The sequence below is a fragment of the Arthrobacter sp. ok362 genome (assembly GCF_900102785.1).
GTDB lineage: Bacteria > Actinomycetota > Actinomycetes > Actinomycetales > Micrococcaceae > Arthrobacter.
Window position 1 is genome coordinate 415,796 of sequence record NZ_FNGC01000001.1, and the last position, 13,732, is coordinate 429,527.

Consider the following 13,732-nt stretch of genomic DNA (forward strand, 5'->3'; position numbering starts at 1 on the left):
ACTCCACTGGTCCAACAAATACCCCGAACCATCGAAGGCTCCCTCCGGGCACCACCACCCTTCGAACCATGGAGAACCAGCTCTCTCCCATCACCGTGTGTTCAATCGTGCCCGACAGCCGGGGTTCCCCGGACTCCCATGGCGTCCGGTAAAGGATCGGCATACGGGACTTCGAGGCACCAATGATCCTCTGCCAGCCCTGCGAGTACGGCAATGTCCTGCTCCTGGTCTTGGTCCCCACGCCGCGGGGGTACGGCCGGACTAGGTGATGGGAAGCGGGCAAGAGCTGCACAATACAACTGGGCTAAAGCGGGGCGACATCGTGATCGCGAACCAGCGCCCGCAATGTCCGGTGAGAGATCGGCTTACCGGACAGGACTTTGAGCCTGGCCGGTTTGCCACAGCCCGGCAGAGGGAGGACGCTCTGGGTTCAATCGGGCGGAGAGCTTGGGCCTCTAGCCTTGCGAAGGTACGAGACTACTACGGTGATAAAGAGAAGAACCGTGCAGGCGATGAGTACCCACGACACTATGTGGGCGCCGGGAGTGCCGCTGATCGTAAAGAGTTGACCGGTGATGATCAGCGTACAAGCAACCGCGACCCAGATAACTCCGGCTTGGTGGGTTGTCCCACGGTTCGAGCCATGACCGGAACTCTATCGGGCAGGGTGTGCGATGTCGTCAGTCATGCACCCAACGCGCCCGTAAGCCGATCCTTTCCGAACGGAGCATCTGCTTGGCGTGGTGGTCAACGGGCTCTCGGTGTGGCCCTGACCGATGACTTTTCCGCGCCGTGCTGGTCTGTACAACGAATACCGACTCACGGGAGACTGGCGCCATGCGCAAACTGACCTTCGGCATGAACCTGAGCCTGGACGGCTACATCGCCGCGCCCGGCGACGACCTCGGCTGGAGCGTACCGAGCGACGAGCTGTTCCAATGGTGGTCCGACCGGGTGGGGGCGACCGGGCTGGCGCTGTACGGGCGCAAACTGTGGGAGACGATGAGCTCCCACTGGCCGACCGCCGACCAGCAGCCTGGCGCCACACCGGCGCAGATCGAGTTCGCCCGCCGCTGGCGGGACATGCCAAAGGTGGTGTTCTCCTCGACGACCAGCACGGTCGACTGGAACACCCGCCTGGTCACCGGCGACGCGGTCACCGAGATCACCCGGCTCAAGGCCGACGACGGCGCCTCCATGGACATCGGCGGTGCTACACTCGCCGCGGCGGCCATGCGGGCCGGGCTGATCGACGAGTACGCGATCGTCACCCATCCGGTGCTGGTGGGCGGCGGCACGCCGTTCTTCACAGCCCTGGACAACTGGGTGAACCTGAGCTTGGTGGAGACCCGGACGTTTCCCGACGGTGTGGTCCTTACCAGGTACGAGACCCGGCGCTGAGTGCCCGACGTCGAATCAGCGCGCGGGCTCGGCCACCCAAGGATCTCCTGGCGCTGTGTTCCGAGGCGATCGTGACGTTCCTGCCGGATTTTGTTCTTCACCGCAGACGATCCGTCCGATAAGGGATCGACTTACGGGCGCTCTGGGCGGTTGGGCGTCCTCATAGCAGGCGTGACGTTATTTCGTTAGTCTGAACGAATGCCCTACAGGATTCGCCAGGCTACGCCCGCTGACGCCGAAGCCATAGTCAGGATGCACACGGCTGCCCACGAGGAGTCCTACGGACACTTGCTCCCATCGCAGTTCTTTGCCAACCGCCGAAACAGTATTACGGAACGTGTGAATCAGCGTAGGCCTTTCTTGGATAGCAAAGACCCCCGGCTCGTGGCCCATGACGAGGTCGGAGCAGTAGTGGGAGTGGCAGACGCGGGCCCGGGAAGAGACCCTGATATGGCGGGGATCCCGGAGCTTTATATGATCTATACCTTGAGCCGGACCCACGGTTCGGGTCTTGGCGCCCAACTTATAGAAGCCGCCATCGGCGATACTCCGGCTTACCTCTGGGTGCTTGAAGACAATCCGCGTGCCAGAGCCTTTTACCAAAAGTCCGGGTTCAGTCCAGACGGGGCGCGCAAGCTGTTGCCGCCTGACTGGAGCGAGCTGCCAGAAATCAGGATGGTCCGTCCCTGAGATGCGACGGGGTACGGTGAGGGATCGGCTTACGGAACTTCGAAGTGCCAGGGACCCTCTGACAGCCCCGCGAGTACGTCAATGTCCTGCTCCTGCTCTTGGTCCCTATACCGCGAATCTGAGGGACATCCTTCATTGTCGTCTACACAGTCGGCAGTAGCGTCTCAGGTATACGATTTCTCGCACGAGGACCGCTCCGGCAGGAACATTCGGCACTTGGTTCTAAACCGTAGTCGTATTTGTCGTGTGATGGGGAGGACAGGCAATGACTGTGGCAGAGTTTCGGAGGTTGGTACGCGACGCCATGTCGAAGGCCGGCGCAGCAAGGCATGGGTCTAGCTGGATCATTGAAGGCTCCGAGATGGCCTGGATCTACACCTTGGAGTCAAGACACGGGACGAGGTTCTCATTGATGTGTGGCGTTGAACTGTTCATGCTCAATGAAGATCGGAGGGCGAAGAACGCGAACGAATGCCGATTGGTGTTCTCGCTGGAAGGGTTCTCCCCGGTAGCCGGCGTGTATGAAGTGCGTCAGGCGTTCAGCTTAGACTTCGACTTGGACGACGAGGGTCGTGCCGCGGAAGTTCAGCGGCTTGTGAGTGCGATGACCGGGTATTGCAAGCAACGGCTGTCCTTCGCCCAACTCCGAAAGAGCTTTCAGTCCGGTGAACTGGACAATGGATTTGTTCATTTTCGTGCTCGGGAAGTTCTGGAATCCGGATCTGCCTGACTCGCTTTCCCCGCCCGGCAAAGGATCGATTAATGGGACAGGGGATGGCTCGCCCGGGACTTCAGGAGTTCCCGGCGCCACAAGGGCTGTGAATCGCTGCGGTATTTGGCACGCATGTAATGGCCCTGTTTGGTGCAACCAGTGCTGTAGGCTCCGGTTCGAACATTGGAGGACTGATGCTGAACTACTTTCGCGAGATGCAAGAGGCACGATTTGCGACCTCTGAACGCCGAATCTATGGCTATGGTTCTGCCGGCATCGTGATTGCAGTCATGGCACTGGTGTTTGCGGTCCTCGCACCCAAATGGATTTTCTGGACGACCTTCGCCGTTTTTTGCGTTCTGGACGCTTTCCTGACCAGAACGTGGATCAGCGAGGGCGCGCTCCAAGCCTATCGAGGCGGCCAGCCCGGCTGACGTCGCTCCGGGTCACGGGCAGCGTAATGACAGTGGCTCCAACGGCCATCATCGAGACAAAACGGGGGAAGCAATGGACAATCGTCCGACCAATGAAACTGGAATGCCACCGGTCCTGTCCGTCGTCCACCTTGTCCTCAGCCTCTGCGCCTTGGCGGCAACAAGCGCCGCGGCCATCCTGTGGAATCCGATCGACACGGACTTCATCACTCGCGCCGACAATGCGGGGTGGGACATGACCATGCTCTTGCCTCACCAAATGGAACTCTCACTCGTCGTTAATGCGTCAGTTCTCATAACATTTGTCCTCGTCGCGACCGCGTTCTACGGAGTGCTGGCCTCACGCCGACGGGCCAAGGACTCACACGGAGCAAACGCATGAGCTACGAGCGGCACCTGACCTTCAACCTCAGAATGCGTGGGTTGTCCGAACCCGAGATCGCCGGAGTACTCGACGAGGTGCGGGCGCATGAGGCCGCCTCAGAGAATCCAGCTAACGCTGAATTCGGCACAGCCGAGGACTACGCGAAGCAGTTCCCCAGGAAGAAGAGGCGGACCCGGGGAAGCGCCATCGTGATCATCGGGGGAGTATTGGCGATCGCCTACATTCTCTTCGTGATCCTCCTCGCAATCCTCTTCAGAGTCGACATTCGAGAGTATGTCGGCCCGATCACGCTCTGGCCGGGGCTCGTGGTGATCCTTGCCGGTACCTTGGCTGGATTCCTGACCGATTACTTCCAGCCAGCCCGGAGCTCACGAGCCCGCTAAGGTCCCCCAACCGGGACGGCGACAATGCCAATCAGAGCTGCGATTTAGCCGCCACTTACACCGCTAACAGTCACAGCTAAACACGGCTCGCGAGCTATAAGCGTCCCATTAAGGGTTCGGCTTACGGGCTTCCCCAACCGCGCGGAGGAATCGCGCTCAGCGCCTCGTCTCGTACCTGGTCAGGACCACGCCACCGGGAAACGTCCGCGTCTCCACCAGGTTCAGGTTCACCCAGCTGTCCAGCGAGGTGAAGAACGGAGTACCGCCGCCCACCAGGACCGGATGGGTGGCTAGCGCGTACTCGTCGATCAGCCCGGCCCGCATGGCCGCCCCGGCGAGCGTTGCGCCGCCGACGCTCATCGGGCCGCCGTCCCCGGCCTTGAGCCGGGTGATCTCGGCGATCGCGTCGCCGGTGACCAGGCGGGTGTTCCAGTCGACCTTGTCGATCGTCGAGGAGAACACCACCTTCGGCGAGTCCCGCCAATTCCGCGCGAACTCGATCTCCGCCGGGGTGGCGTTGGGCTGCTGGTCGCCGGTCGGCCAGTAGGAGCTCATGGTCTCCCAGAGCTTGCGGCCGTACAGCGATAGGCTGCTAGCCCGCTCCTGGTCAAGCCACCACTGGAACAGTTCGTCGCTCGGCCCGCTCCAGCCGATGTCGTCGCCGGCCGCGGCGATGTAGCCGTCCAGGGTCAGATTCATGCCGTAGATCAGTTTCCGCACGGCGCCAGCCTTCCGTCTCGCAGTGGTCGAGGGCGTCAGTGAACTCTGTCGTCCCGCATATGATCGGCAGCATCCTGTCCCTCATGGAGCCACCGTAACTGCCCATGATCTGGATGCCATAGCCTTCGGTCCGCGTTTCAACTGAGCTGCCCGGTGAAGGATCGGCTTACGGGCAGCGTGATGTACGCGAAAGTCGGTCTTGATGCTTCGGCGGGCCTCCACGTAATGCACGGCTCACGTGCGGGCACATGGATGGGTGAATGACCAGATGCACATGGACCTCCGGACAGGACTGGATTCAGCAGGCTGGGAGGCTGCATCGCCGTGGGTCTCCAGCAGGCGGGTCGCAGCATGGTTTCCAGTCGGCTTGCGACAGAATCGGAGGTGCTCAGTATGTGGATCCAGGGAGGGTATCGATAACTCCCAGACCAGCCATGGTCGACTTGAATCGATCGGCCGTCCCAACGAAAGTGAGTCCTTGTGGGTATCTTCAGGAGGAAGTCTCCCGGGCCTGGCGCCTACTGATGTATCGAGGCAGACTTTTCGCACGCCTTTATGACGAAGCGAGCGTGCCAGGGATCCGCGGCTACCCGCACAGGGAGTTCGCGCCGGGCATCGTCGAGATGATCGCGCTCGACCTCCCGGACACCGTTACGGTTTTCAGTCATAACAACGCGAATAAGTTCGGCGGGTTCGAAGCCCTCAGAACCCAAGGGATTGCGAACCTTCACGGGCTGGAGGTCGAACAACTCGAAACCCTCCCCGCACCGGGAGGCGTCGGCTTAGGCTGTAGCTGTGAGCCAACCGCTGGACGAGGGTCCGTTCTTTCACGGCACGAAAGCCAACCTCCGGGACGGTGATCTCCTTAGGGCGGGCTTCAGGTCGAACTACCGTCCCGAAGTCGTGATGAATCACATCTATTTCACCGCTCTTCCGAACGGTGCGGGACTCGCTGCGGAACTCGCGACGGGTGACGGCGCTCCGCGCGTCTACGCCGTCGAGCCGACCGGGGCATTCGAGGACGACCCGAACGTGACCGACAAGAAATTCCCCGGCAACCCCACCCGGTCATATCGCAGCAGTGCCCCGCTCAGGGTCGTCGGCGAAGTCACCGATTGGACACGACAGGCGCCCGAGGCGCTACAGGCGTGGAAAGAACGCCTGGCAGCACTCCGCGCGGACGAGCGAGGCGAAATCATCAACTGACGAGGATCACGCTCCTTCAAGGGCATAGAACGTAAGCGGACCCCTGAGAGGGCGACCGCATCAGGGTTCGCCGCCGTCAGCTCGGATTTGGCCCATGACAGAACTACCGTTGCCCTGATTGCCCACGGGGCTTGTTCGATTGAGTCCCAGCTCCCCACTGGAGCTAATCGGCCCGACTCGGTAGCGTGCAATGCATGGCCATTAAACTAGAGAACGTCGGCATCGCCGTTCGCGACCTCGAAGCAACGATCGCCTTTTTCACCGACCTCGGTCTCACGGTCGTCGGCCGTGACACGGTCAGTGGTGAGTGGACCGATACTGCCGTGGGCCTTGATGGCAACCATGCCAAAATTGCGATGCTCCAAACACCAGACGGTCACGGTCGCATTGAGCTCTTCGAGTACATCCATCCCGAAGCAATTGAGTCGAGCCCCACTCGTCCCAACGAGATTGGCATGCACCGCGTCGCCTTCTCAGTCGACGACATAGACGAAGCCCTTGAGATCGCCGCGAGGCACGGCTGCCGGCCGCTACGCGGCGTGGCGACCTACGAGGACGTCTACAAACTCACGTACGTTCGTGGTCCCAGCGGCATCATCGTGATGCTCGCCGAGGAACTGAAGACGAAGAACTGACGGCCGGATCGGCGTGGTGTCCCTGGTTAGGGCTCTTCTTCAGCAAGAGGACCTCGAGCGCCGCATCGATGGGGCATCCGCTACGCGGTTCCGTGTACATCGCGGCTTGATTCTTCCATCGTCGGTCTTGAGTCGTTGGGTTCGATCACCCTAAAGTGATTGCCAACGACAAGCACTTCAGGAGATGACATGTCCCTCGTCCGCGTGCATAACTTCTCGGTCTCCCTCGATGGCTTCGGCACCGGCGAGGGCCAGCAACTCGATGCTCCGTTCGGTCACGCAGGCTCACGGCTAATGGAGTGGGCCATCGAGACGCGCACTTTCCGCGAGATGGGCATCCCCGGGGAGTCGGAGGGGTCTTTCGGCGTCGACGAGGCGTTCGCCAGCAAGTGGGGGCCCGGGATCGGCGTGGAGATCATGGGGCGCAACAAGTTCGGCCCTCAACGCGGTCCCTGGGAGGACGAGGAATGGAAGGGATGGTGGGGCGATAACCCTGTCTTCCACACCCCTGTCGTTGTTCTGACACACCATCCTCGGCCGGTACTCGAGATGGAAGGCGGAACAACCTTCCATTTCGTTGACGCCGACCCCGTCTCCGCGCTCAAGCAGGCTCGCGCCTTGGCCGGCGACCTCGACGTCCGGATCGGTGGCGGCGTCAGCACGATTCGACAGTTCCTCGAGGCTGATCTGATCGACCACATGCACATCGTCCTCGTGCCGATCGTCCTGGGCCGGGGCGAACGGCTCTGGAACGGACTCGAAGGACTCGAACAACGCTTTGAAATCGAAGCGACCGCATCTCCACGCGGAGTTCTCCATCTGATCTTCACTCGTCGCACGGCCCCGTAGGCCGACTTGGGAGCGATCGCCCGTGGACGACCTTCCACGAGACGCTCGCCGTCGACCTGGCCCCCTTAGGCGCGCTGCGTCTCATGAACCGTGTCCGCGATCCACGTCAAGGAAGCAGTGTTTGCCATACCTCGTCCGGTCGTGTCCGAACTTCACGCCAGACTGACCCGTTGCGCTTTCGGTGGTTGTCCTTCTCGCAAACGAAGGACGGCTCTAGACCTCGATCCAGTACCGCAGGACCTCGCCGCTGCCAGTCCGGACGGCACTCTCCAGGACTCCACCACACCGTTCGATGGTTTTCACAGAGGCGTGGTTGCCAGCGAAGCACACCAACAGAACGCGGCCCGGGCCGCGGTCGCGTCCCAGAGCGATCATTTCTCGGAGAGCCTGCGTTGCAAGGCCACGGCCTCTCGCAGAGGGCCGGATGCCGTACCCGATATGGCCCAAAACGTCCACGCGCTACAACGGGCGCGTCTGGGCCGTGGCCGCTACCCAAAACGAGATCGCTCCTGAGGACTCTCCGGAGCGATCTCGTTCCGGGTCCACGTCAGATCGTGGACCACGTCGGCTAACTAGTGGACGATTCTCATCTCGTGCGAGGTCTGGTTGAGTCGCCGTCCGCCGTCGGGAACGACCGTCACTATGTCCTCGATCCGTACGCCGAACCTGCCCGGCAGGTAGATTCCGGGTTCGATCGAAAAGCACATGCCGGGGTGGAGGATCTGGGTTTCGCCCTCGACCATGTACGGCGGCTCGTGAGTCGTCAGTCCGATTCCGTGCCCGACGCGGTGAATGAAGTAGTCGCCGTAGCCGGCTTCAGTGATCACCGCCCGGGACACGCGATCGATCTCCTGGCACTCGACGCCTGGCCGCACGGCCTCGAACCCGGCCTGCTGTGCGTGTCTGACGACGTCGTGAACCTCGCGCTCCTCGGCGGTGGGTTCGCCGACGTGCACGGTCCGCGTCGTGTCTGATCCGTAGCCGTGTTTGAGGCCGCCGAAGTCGAGCACCACCATGTCGCCGTCCTCGATGATCCGCGGGCCGATCTCGTGGTGAGGGTTGGCGCCGTTCGGACCCGAACCGACGACGGTGAAGTCCACCTGCGAATGACCGAATTGGCGAAGTAGGTCGGCGAGATCAGAGCCGACGTCGGTCTCGCTGCGCCCAGCGAACCGCACGGTGACGATCTCCTCGTACGCCTGGTCTGCGGCCGCGCCGGCCGCCGCCAGCCGCTCGATCTCGTCGTCATCCTTGATCGCCCGAAGCATCGGCAGGGCGGTCGTCATCGAGACGTAGGACGACTTGGGCAGTCGATCCTGCAGGCCGAGGAGGTGCATGGCCCAGGCCGAGTCAGAGACGGCATAACGTCCGGTGCCGGCCATCAGCGTCGCAGATTCCGTGTAGGGGTCGCTCCCGTCGGTCCAGTCGGTGATCCGCAGAATCGAGGCGCCGGCGGCCGCTTCCGCGTCGGGCCTCTCGAGCCTCGGAACGATCATGGCGGGCTCCGCGTCGACGGGGATAACGAGCATGGTGATGCGTTCAGTGATGGCCACGGGTGCATACCCGGTGAGGTACAGCAGGTCCGGTCCGGGAGTGACCAGGATGCCGTCGAGCCCGGCATCTTGGGCGGCGTGGGCTGCTCGCCGCAACCGCTTGGCGAAGTCATCGGCGGTGAACGGAGCCGGCTCGGAAAGGCTGCGATGATCACTCATGGTTCGCATTTTCGTGCGCGGGGCATCACTGGTCAACCCATCGCCCGGACAGCCGCTCCAGTAACTATGGAATCACCCGTCGCGGGCTGGACTACGCCGAGCACTGTGTCGTCGACCCCTTCGTCGATAACGAGTCCCGCTCCAGTGGCCGCACCATGCTGCCCATGCCCGACGAGACCGAGAGCGACCTCGCCCACGCAACCGCCGTCGCGACGACCGTGAGGATCACCGGTGGAAGGAGCCCGTCCGGCGCTCCAGGTTCTGCACGATACTGAAGGCGGCTGGGCCATTGCTGATAGCGGGGGACCAGAATGCTCCGGGTGCCTGCATAGCAATGCACATCTGGCATGTGATTGCCGCGGATCTGTCCTTGAAGCAGTTGGCGGTAGTGCCTCCAGGAACAGAGGCCAACCGCCGGAGCGTCGATGATGCTTTGGAGTTCAGGAATTCGTCCTCGAGCCTTCGAAGTGAGTCGAGCGCGACCCCGTCCGCTGGAAGTCCGTTGTGCTGCGCTGCGAACGCAGCATGGACGCCGTCCTCGAGCTAGTCGTGCAGTGCAGACGACTTCTGACATTCCGTGCAGTCCGCTTCTGAAAGTGACGGCAGATCATGGCAGTGCGCTGGCGAAACATTGCCGCTAAATGCCGGCTCGAAATGCCCTAGCGGCGTCTGGAGCGTCCCCGGGCTCCCAGCCCACCGCCCAGCACGGGAGATCCCATGCCGAGGAGGTAGCCGAAGTCATACCAGTTCCCCGCGCGGGCGGAGTTGTAGAACGGGAACTCGCTCCAGGCCCCGAAGACATGGGCGATCAGGACGATCCATGCCGTCAGCCCATTCCAGAACCCCCACAGCAGGTCTTGCCACCACACGATGTACTCCCTTGGCCGGAATCCACGGCGCCCGGACGAGCCAGGACAGCCCGAAGCCAGAATAGCGGGCCAGTCTGGGAGCGCCGTGTGCTCAGGCTAGGGCGCCAGCAGGACCGGCGATAGGGCCGGTGGACCCGTCGGGGCCCGCTGCCGGCCCGCGTGCCGGGATACGCAGGAGGCCCTCCACGAGATCGGCCTGGTTTCCACAGAGCGCAATGCGGATCCAGCCCTCGCCGATGGAGCCGAACGCCGTGCCGGGGGCGAAGGCCACGCCGGAGTCCGCCAGGAAGCGGCGCGTCCATGCCCGGACATCCCCTCCGCTGGCGTGGGAGACGTCCGCCCACAGATAGAACGCTCCTTGGGCCGCGAGGTACGGGATGCCGTGGGAGCGCAGAACGGCCGAGGCTGCGTCGCGGTTTGCCAGGTAGTGGGCGTGGGCGTGGCTGACGTAGTCCTGCGGACCGGTCAACGCCGCCAGCGCGGCGTACTGCGACGGCGAGGCCACACACGACACGATCGACTCCATGACGTTATTCATCTTCTGCTCCAGCCCGGGCGGGCAGATCAGCGCGCCGATCCGCAGACCCGTCAGTCCGTAGGTCTTGGAGAGCGTGAGCGAAGTGAACACGCGCGCTTCACCCGGAACGTCGCTGTCGAAGCGGGCCGGGCTGACGTGCGGGACATCGTAGGTGAACGCCTCGTAGCATTCGTCGGAGATGACCCACAGGTCGTGCCGCCTGGCCAGTTCCACGAGGCCGCGCGTCAGGTCCTCGCCCAGGACGGCGCCAAGCGGGTTGGACGGAGAATTCAGGATCAAAACCTTGGTCCGCGGCGTGATGAGCGCCTCGATGTCCTCGATCCGCGGCTGGAAATCGTGCTCCGGGTACAGCGGATAGCGGACGGGAACGGCGTGCAGCAGGCTGCTCGTCATCGCGAAGGTGGGGTAGCCGGGGTTGGGAATGAGGATCTCGTCGCCGGGGGAGAGCAAGAGGCTCATGGCGAAGTGCAGGCCCTGCTGGGCGCCGTCGACCACATAGACGCGCTCAGCGCCGACCGGCGTCGCGTTGAGTTCGCGGAAGCGGGCGGCGAAGGCTTCCCGCAGTGCCGGGATCCCGGCGTTCGGTGTGTAGTTGGTCTCGTCCCGGTCGAGGCAGGCCATCCCGGCCTCGAGGACGTGGCGGGGGACCGCAAAGCCTGGCTCCCCGATGCTGAGCACGATCGCACCGGGCGTTCCCCAGGCGGCTTCGGTGATCTCGCGGATCTGGTTGATCGGGACGTCGCGGACATGTGCGGCAAGCTCGGGCATGTGTGCCATCCTAACGCCCGGAGTCCGCGGTGGGCGGTGAGGGCGCTGGGCGTTGGGGCAGGGCCGGCCCGCATATACTGGGAGGCGTGCTTTCTGGACTGGTGATAGTGGACAAGCCGCAAGGCTGGACCAGCCACGATGTGGTTGGACGGATGCGGCGGATCGCCGGTACCCGAAAGGTCGGCCACGCCGGGACTCTTGATCCGATGGCCACCGGCGTTCTTGTGGTGGGCATCAACAAAGCCACCCGGCTGCTGACCTACATCGTGGGCACCTCCAAGACATACACCGCCACCATTAGGCTCGGTGAATCCACCGTGACGGACGACGCCGAAGGTGAGGTCACCGCCACCCGCAGCGCCGCCGGGGTCACCGAAGATGCCGTCCGCGCCGGCGTCGCCGAGTTGACCGGGGAAATCGAACAGGTTCCCAGCAGTGTCAGCGCCATCAAGGTCAACGGCGAACGCGCCTACGCCCGGGTCCGGTCCGGTGAAGAGGTCAAGCTCGCGGCCCGTCCCGTGACGATCCACCGCTTTGAGGTCCACCAGATCCGCCGCGTGCGCGATGCTGAGGCAGACAGGGAAGCCTTGGACGTCGATGTCACGGTCGAGTGCTCTTCGGGCACTTACATCCGTGCCTTGGCGCGCGACCTCGGTGAGGCTCTCGGCGTCGGCGGCCACCTGACGGCACTGCGCAGGACGCAAGTGGGCCCCTACACCCTTGACCAGGCACACACCCTTGAACAATTGGCGGAAAAGCTGGACGTCCTGGAGATCTCGGACGCGGCCCGGGCGCTGATGCCGAACCGTGAACTCAGCGAGGCGGAGACCACCGAGATTTCCTTCGGCCGCAGGGTCGCCGCAGGCGCCGCGGCCGGCACGCCGGAGGCAGCGACTGCGGACAAACCGGCAGCGGCGTTCGCGCCGGACGGGACGTTCGTGGCGCTCCTGGCCGACGCGGGAAGCTACGCCAAGCCTGTGCTGGTATTCGCCCCGGACAATGAAAAGCGCGGTTCCGACAAGGGCGGCACCAAACAGCACGGCACCGAAACAGGCGGCACCGAACAACAGGCCGGGCAGTAGTGGACGCGTATTTCTACATCATCCTTGTGGTGGGTCTGCTGTCCAGCATCATCTGCGTCGCCGCGGGCATCCTGAAGAAGGCGCCCAACGACACGACGATACTGTCCGTGGCCGCCGTCGAGCTTGCCCTCCTGGTCTATCTGGTGGGCTCGATTGTCCGGGTGGCCAGCGGGGAGCGGATCGCGGGGGAGTCCTGGGAGTTCTGGGGCTATCTGGCGACGGCGCTGATCCTCCCGATCGGCGCCGTGTACTGGTCCATCCTGGAACGGACCCGGTGGAGCAACTTCGTCCTGGCCGCCGTCGGCGTCACCGCGCTGGTGATGGCGGCCCGCATGAACCAGATCTGGTATTGAGATGGAAGAGGCAGAAAACGTGAACGCAAAATCCTCGCAGGATGGCACGGCAAACCCGGCGGGGTCGACGTCGGAGATCGCTGGGTCGACGGGCGCAGCACCGGCGCCGACCAATACCCGCAACACTGGCCCCGGCCGGCTGCTGATCGCTGTCTATGCCGTATTCGCCATTTCGGCAACCGCCCGGGCCGGCTACCAGATAGTCACCAAGTTTTCCGAAGCGCCGCTCGCGTACCTGCTGTCCGCCTTCGCCGCGCTCGTTTATGTCGTGGCCACGGTGTCCCTCGCCAAGCCGGGCCGCACTGCGTTCAAGGTCTCTGTGGCGGCAGTACTGGTGGAGCTTGTCGGCGTCCTCGTCGTGGGGGCACTGAGCGTATTCGACGCCGTCAACTTCCCGCACGAGACCGTGTGGTCCTTGTTCGGCCGCGGCTACGGCTTCATCCCGCTCCTGCTGCCCATCCTCGGACTCATCTGGCTGTACCGCCGGCGACCCGCAGCGAGCGCCTGACCCGTCCGGCGCCTCCCACTGCCTATTCGTTCCCGGGCCCGGGACGCTCGCTTGCCACCTCTGGCGGGTCCAGTTCCTGGAACAGCGTGAGCTGCAGTCCGGCCGGGCCGTTAAGACGCGAGTTCACCGAGCGCCAGGGCGTCTCGCGCGGCTCTGCGATCAGCTCACCACCTGCGGCGACAAGCTCCCCGGTGGCTGTTTCAGCGTCCTCCACTTCGAAGGCAACACGCATTCTGGCGCTGGGATGGCCGTCCGCTTCGACTTGGTCGATCATCCTGACCTGGGCGGGGTTGGACAGCTCCAGGGTGGCCCGGCCCGCCTCGAGGATTGTAATTCGAGCGTCGCCCTCGCCCTCGACGACTTCGCGCTCCTCAAGGCCGAGGACATCGCGATAGAAGGTGACTGCTGCCTCGTAGTCCTCCGCCTCAACGACGAGGCGCAGCTGACGGACCCGAGGCGCCTTGCGGCTTTCGCTGGTCATGCTCGT

Annotated in this window: 18 protein-coding genes; 12 read left to right on the forward strand and 6 right to left on the reverse strand. The window is 63.5% G+C overall.

Going from position 1 to position 13,732, the window contains the following annotated elements; genetic code table 11:
* Nucleotides 1–837: 837 nt before the first annotated feature.
* The 6 genes from BLQ10_RS01840 (at nt 838) to BLQ10_RS01865 (ending at nt 4,005) form a co-directional block, all read left to right on the forward strand.
* Nucleotides 838–1,401, forward strand: a complete 564-nt coding sequence (locus tag BLQ10_RS01840; protein WP_091557611.1) for a dihydrofolate reductase family protein — start codon at nt 838–840, stop codon at nt 1,399–1,401.
* Between the two features lie 252 nt (nt 1,402–1,653).
* A complete protein-coding gene (locus BLQ10_RS01845; RefSeq protein WP_254785362.1) occupies nt 1,654–2,091 on the forward strand; it encodes a GNAT family N-acetyltransferase in 438 nt (145 codons plus the stop codon).
* Nucleotides 2,092–2,356: 265 nt separating this feature from the next.
* On the forward strand, nt 2,357–2,821 hold the full coding sequence (locus BLQ10_RS01850; RefSeq protein ID WP_091557617.1) for a hypothetical protein: 465 nt from the start codon (nt 2,357–2,359) through the stop codon (nt 2,819–2,821).
* A 176-nt stretch (nt 2,822–2,997) separates the two neighbouring features.
* The gene (locus BLQ10_RS01855; protein WP_091557620.1) at nt 2,998–3,237 is read left to right on the forward strand and encodes a hypothetical protein; all 240 of its coding nucleotides are present in this window, start codon (nt 2,998–3,000) and stop codon (nt 3,235–3,237) included.
* A 103-nt stretch (nt 3,238–3,340) separates the two neighbouring features.
* Nucleotides 3,341–3,619 (forward strand): hypothetical protein, encoded by a 279-nt coding sequence (locus BLQ10_RS01860; RefSeq protein WP_091557622.1) that lies wholly within the window; start codon nt 3,341–3,343, stop codon nt 3,617–3,619.
* Nucleotides 3,616–4,005, forward strand: a complete 390-nt coding sequence (locus tag BLQ10_RS01865; protein WP_091557625.1) for a hypothetical protein — start codon at nt 3,616–3,618, stop codon at nt 4,003–4,005. Before BLQ10_RS01860 ends, BLQ10_RS01865 begins: the two co-directional genes overlap by 4 nt.
* A 156-nt stretch (nt 4,006–4,161) precedes the next feature.
* Here BLQ10_RS01865 and BLQ10_RS01870 read toward each other — a convergent pair whose 3' ends face one another.
* Nucleotides 4,162–4,725: a dihydrofolate reductase family protein gene (locus BLQ10_RS01870; RefSeq protein WP_091557627.1), complete on the reverse strand. Its 564-nt coding sequence runs from the start codon at nt 4,723–4,725 to the stop codon at nt 4,162–4,164.
* A 795-nt stretch (nt 4,726–5,520) separates the two neighbouring features.
* Here BLQ10_RS01870 and arr point away from each other — a divergent pair.
* The 3 genes from arr to BLQ10_RS01885 all read left to right on the forward strand — a co-directional run bounded on the left by arr (nt 5,521) and on the right by BLQ10_RS01885 (nt 7,415).
* A complete protein-coding gene (gene arr, locus BLQ10_RS01875; protein ID WP_091557629.1) occupies nt 5,521–5,931 on the forward strand; it encodes an NAD(+)--rifampin ADP-ribosyltransferase in 411 nt (136 codons plus the stop codon).
* Nucleotides 5,932–6,125: 194 nt separating this feature from the next.
* A complete protein-coding gene (locus BLQ10_RS01880; RefSeq protein ID WP_091557632.1) occupies nt 6,126–6,566 on the forward strand; it encodes a VOC family protein in 441 nt (146 codons plus the stop codon).
* 189 nt (nt 6,567–6,755) lie between these two features.
* Nucleotides 6,756–7,415 carry a dihydrofolate reductase family protein gene (locus BLQ10_RS01885; protein WP_091557635.1) on the forward strand — a complete coding sequence of 220 codons (660 nt, stop codon included), beginning with the start codon at nt 6,756–6,758 and terminating at the stop codon, nt 7,413–7,415.
* A 213-nt stretch (nt 7,416–7,628) separates the two neighbouring features.
* On the opposite strand, the gene BLQ10_RS22920 is transcribed toward BLQ10_RS01885, so the two are convergent.
* The 4 genes from BLQ10_RS22920 to BLQ10_RS01905 form a co-directional block, all read right to left on the reverse strand.
* Nucleotides 7,629–7,871: a GNAT family N-acetyltransferase gene (locus BLQ10_RS22920; protein ID WP_091557637.1), complete on the reverse strand. Its 243-nt coding sequence runs from the start codon at nt 7,869–7,871 to the stop codon at nt 7,629–7,631.
* A gap of 116 nt (nt 7,872–7,987) precedes the next feature.
* A complete protein-coding gene (locus BLQ10_RS01895; RefSeq protein WP_091557640.1) occupies nt 7,988–9,127 on the reverse strand; it encodes an aminopeptidase P family protein in 1,140 nt (379 codons plus the stop codon).
* Between the two features lie 659 nt (nt 9,128–9,786).
* Nucleotides 9,787–9,996 (reverse strand): hypothetical protein, encoded by a 210-nt coding sequence (locus BLQ10_RS01900; protein WP_091557641.1) that lies wholly within the window; start codon nt 9,994–9,996, stop codon nt 9,787–9,789.
* A gap of 91 nt (nt 9,997–10,087) precedes the next feature.
* Entirely contained in the window at nt 10,088–11,302 is a 1,215-nt protein-coding gene (locus BLQ10_RS01905; RefSeq protein ID WP_091557644.1) for a pyridoxal phosphate-dependent aminotransferase, read from the reverse strand.
* Between the two features lie 86 nt (nt 11,303–11,388).
* Here BLQ10_RS01905 and truB point away from each other — a divergent pair, with 86 nt between their 5' ends.
* Genes truB through BLQ10_RS01920 form a run of 3 tightly spaced genes read left to right on the forward strand, consistent with a single transcriptional unit; the run spans nt 11,389 to nt 13,245 of the window.
* Nucleotides 11,389–12,384 (forward strand): tRNA pseudouridine(55) synthase TruB, encoded by a 996-nt coding sequence (truB, locus tag BLQ10_RS01910; protein WP_217635765.1) that lies wholly within the window; start codon nt 11,389–11,391, stop codon nt 12,382–12,384.
* Nucleotides 12,384–12,737 (forward strand): hypothetical protein, encoded by a 354-nt coding sequence (locus BLQ10_RS01915; protein ID WP_091557645.1) that lies wholly within the window; start codon nt 12,384–12,386, stop codon nt 12,735–12,737. Before truB ends, BLQ10_RS01915 begins: the two co-directional genes overlap by 1 nt.
* 1 nt (nt 12,738) lies before the next feature.
* The gene (locus tag BLQ10_RS01920) at nt 12,739–13,245 is read left to right on the forward strand and encodes a hypothetical protein (RefSeq protein WP_254785346.1); all 507 of its coding nucleotides are present in this window, start codon (nt 12,739–12,741) and stop codon (nt 13,243–13,245) included.
* A gap of 22 nt (nt 13,246–13,267) precedes the next feature.
* On the opposite strand, the gene BLQ10_RS01925 is transcribed toward BLQ10_RS01920, so the two are convergent.
* The gene (locus BLQ10_RS01925; protein ID WP_091557648.1) at nt 13,268–13,726 is read right to left on the reverse strand and encodes a VOC family protein; all 459 of its coding nucleotides are present in this window, start codon (nt 13,724–13,726) and stop codon (nt 13,268–13,270) included.
* Nucleotides 13,727–13,732 lie beyond the last annotated feature (6 nt).

Coding starts and splice junctions, on each gene's coding strand:
- BLQ10_RS01845 (WP_254785362.1), top strand. CDS start 1,654: ATGCACACGGCTGCCCACGAGGAGTCCTACGGACACTTGCTCCCATCG.
- BLQ10_RS01865 (WP_091557625.1), top strand. CDS start 3,616: ATGAGCTACGAGCGGCACCTGACCTTCAACCTCAGAATGCGTGGGTTG.
- BLQ10_RS01920 (WP_254785346.1), top strand. CDS start 12,739: ATGGAAGAGGCAGAAAACGTGAACGCAAAATCCTCGCAGGATGGCACG.
- BLQ10_RS01925 (WP_091557648.1), bottom strand. CDS start 13,726: ATGACCAGCGAAAGCCGCAAGGCGCCTCGGGTCCGTCAGCTGCGCCTC.
- BLQ10_RS01860 (WP_091557622.1), top strand. CDS start 3,341: ATGCCACCGGTCCTGTCCGTCGTCCACCTTGTCCTCAGCCTCTGCGCC.
- BLQ10_RS01905 (WP_091557644.1), bottom strand. CDS start 11,302: ATGCCCGAGCTTGCCGCACATGTCCGCGACGTCCCGATCAACCAGATC.
- BLQ10_RS01840 (WP_091557611.1), top strand. CDS start 838: ATGCGCAAACTGACCTTCGGCATGAACCTGAGCCTGGACGGCTACATC.
- BLQ10_RS01855 (WP_091557620.1), top strand. CDS start 2,998: ATGCTGAACTACTTTCGCGAGATGCAAGAGGCACGATTTGCGACCTCT.
- BLQ10_RS01895 (WP_091557640.1), bottom strand. CDS start 9,127: ATGAGTGATCATCGCAGCCTTTCCGAGCCGGCTCCGTTCACCGCCGAT.
- BLQ10_RS01885 (WP_091557635.1), top strand. CDS start 6,756: ATGTCCCTCGTCCGCGTGCATAACTTCTCGGTCTCCCTCGATGGCTTC.
- BLQ10_RS01880 (WP_091557632.1), top strand. CDS start 6,126: ATGGCCATTAAACTAGAGAACGTCGGCATCGCCGTTCGCGACCTCGAA.
- BLQ10_RS01850 (WP_091557617.1), top strand. CDS start 2,357: ATGACTGTGGCAGAGTTTCGGAGGTTGGTACGCGACGCCATGTCGAAG.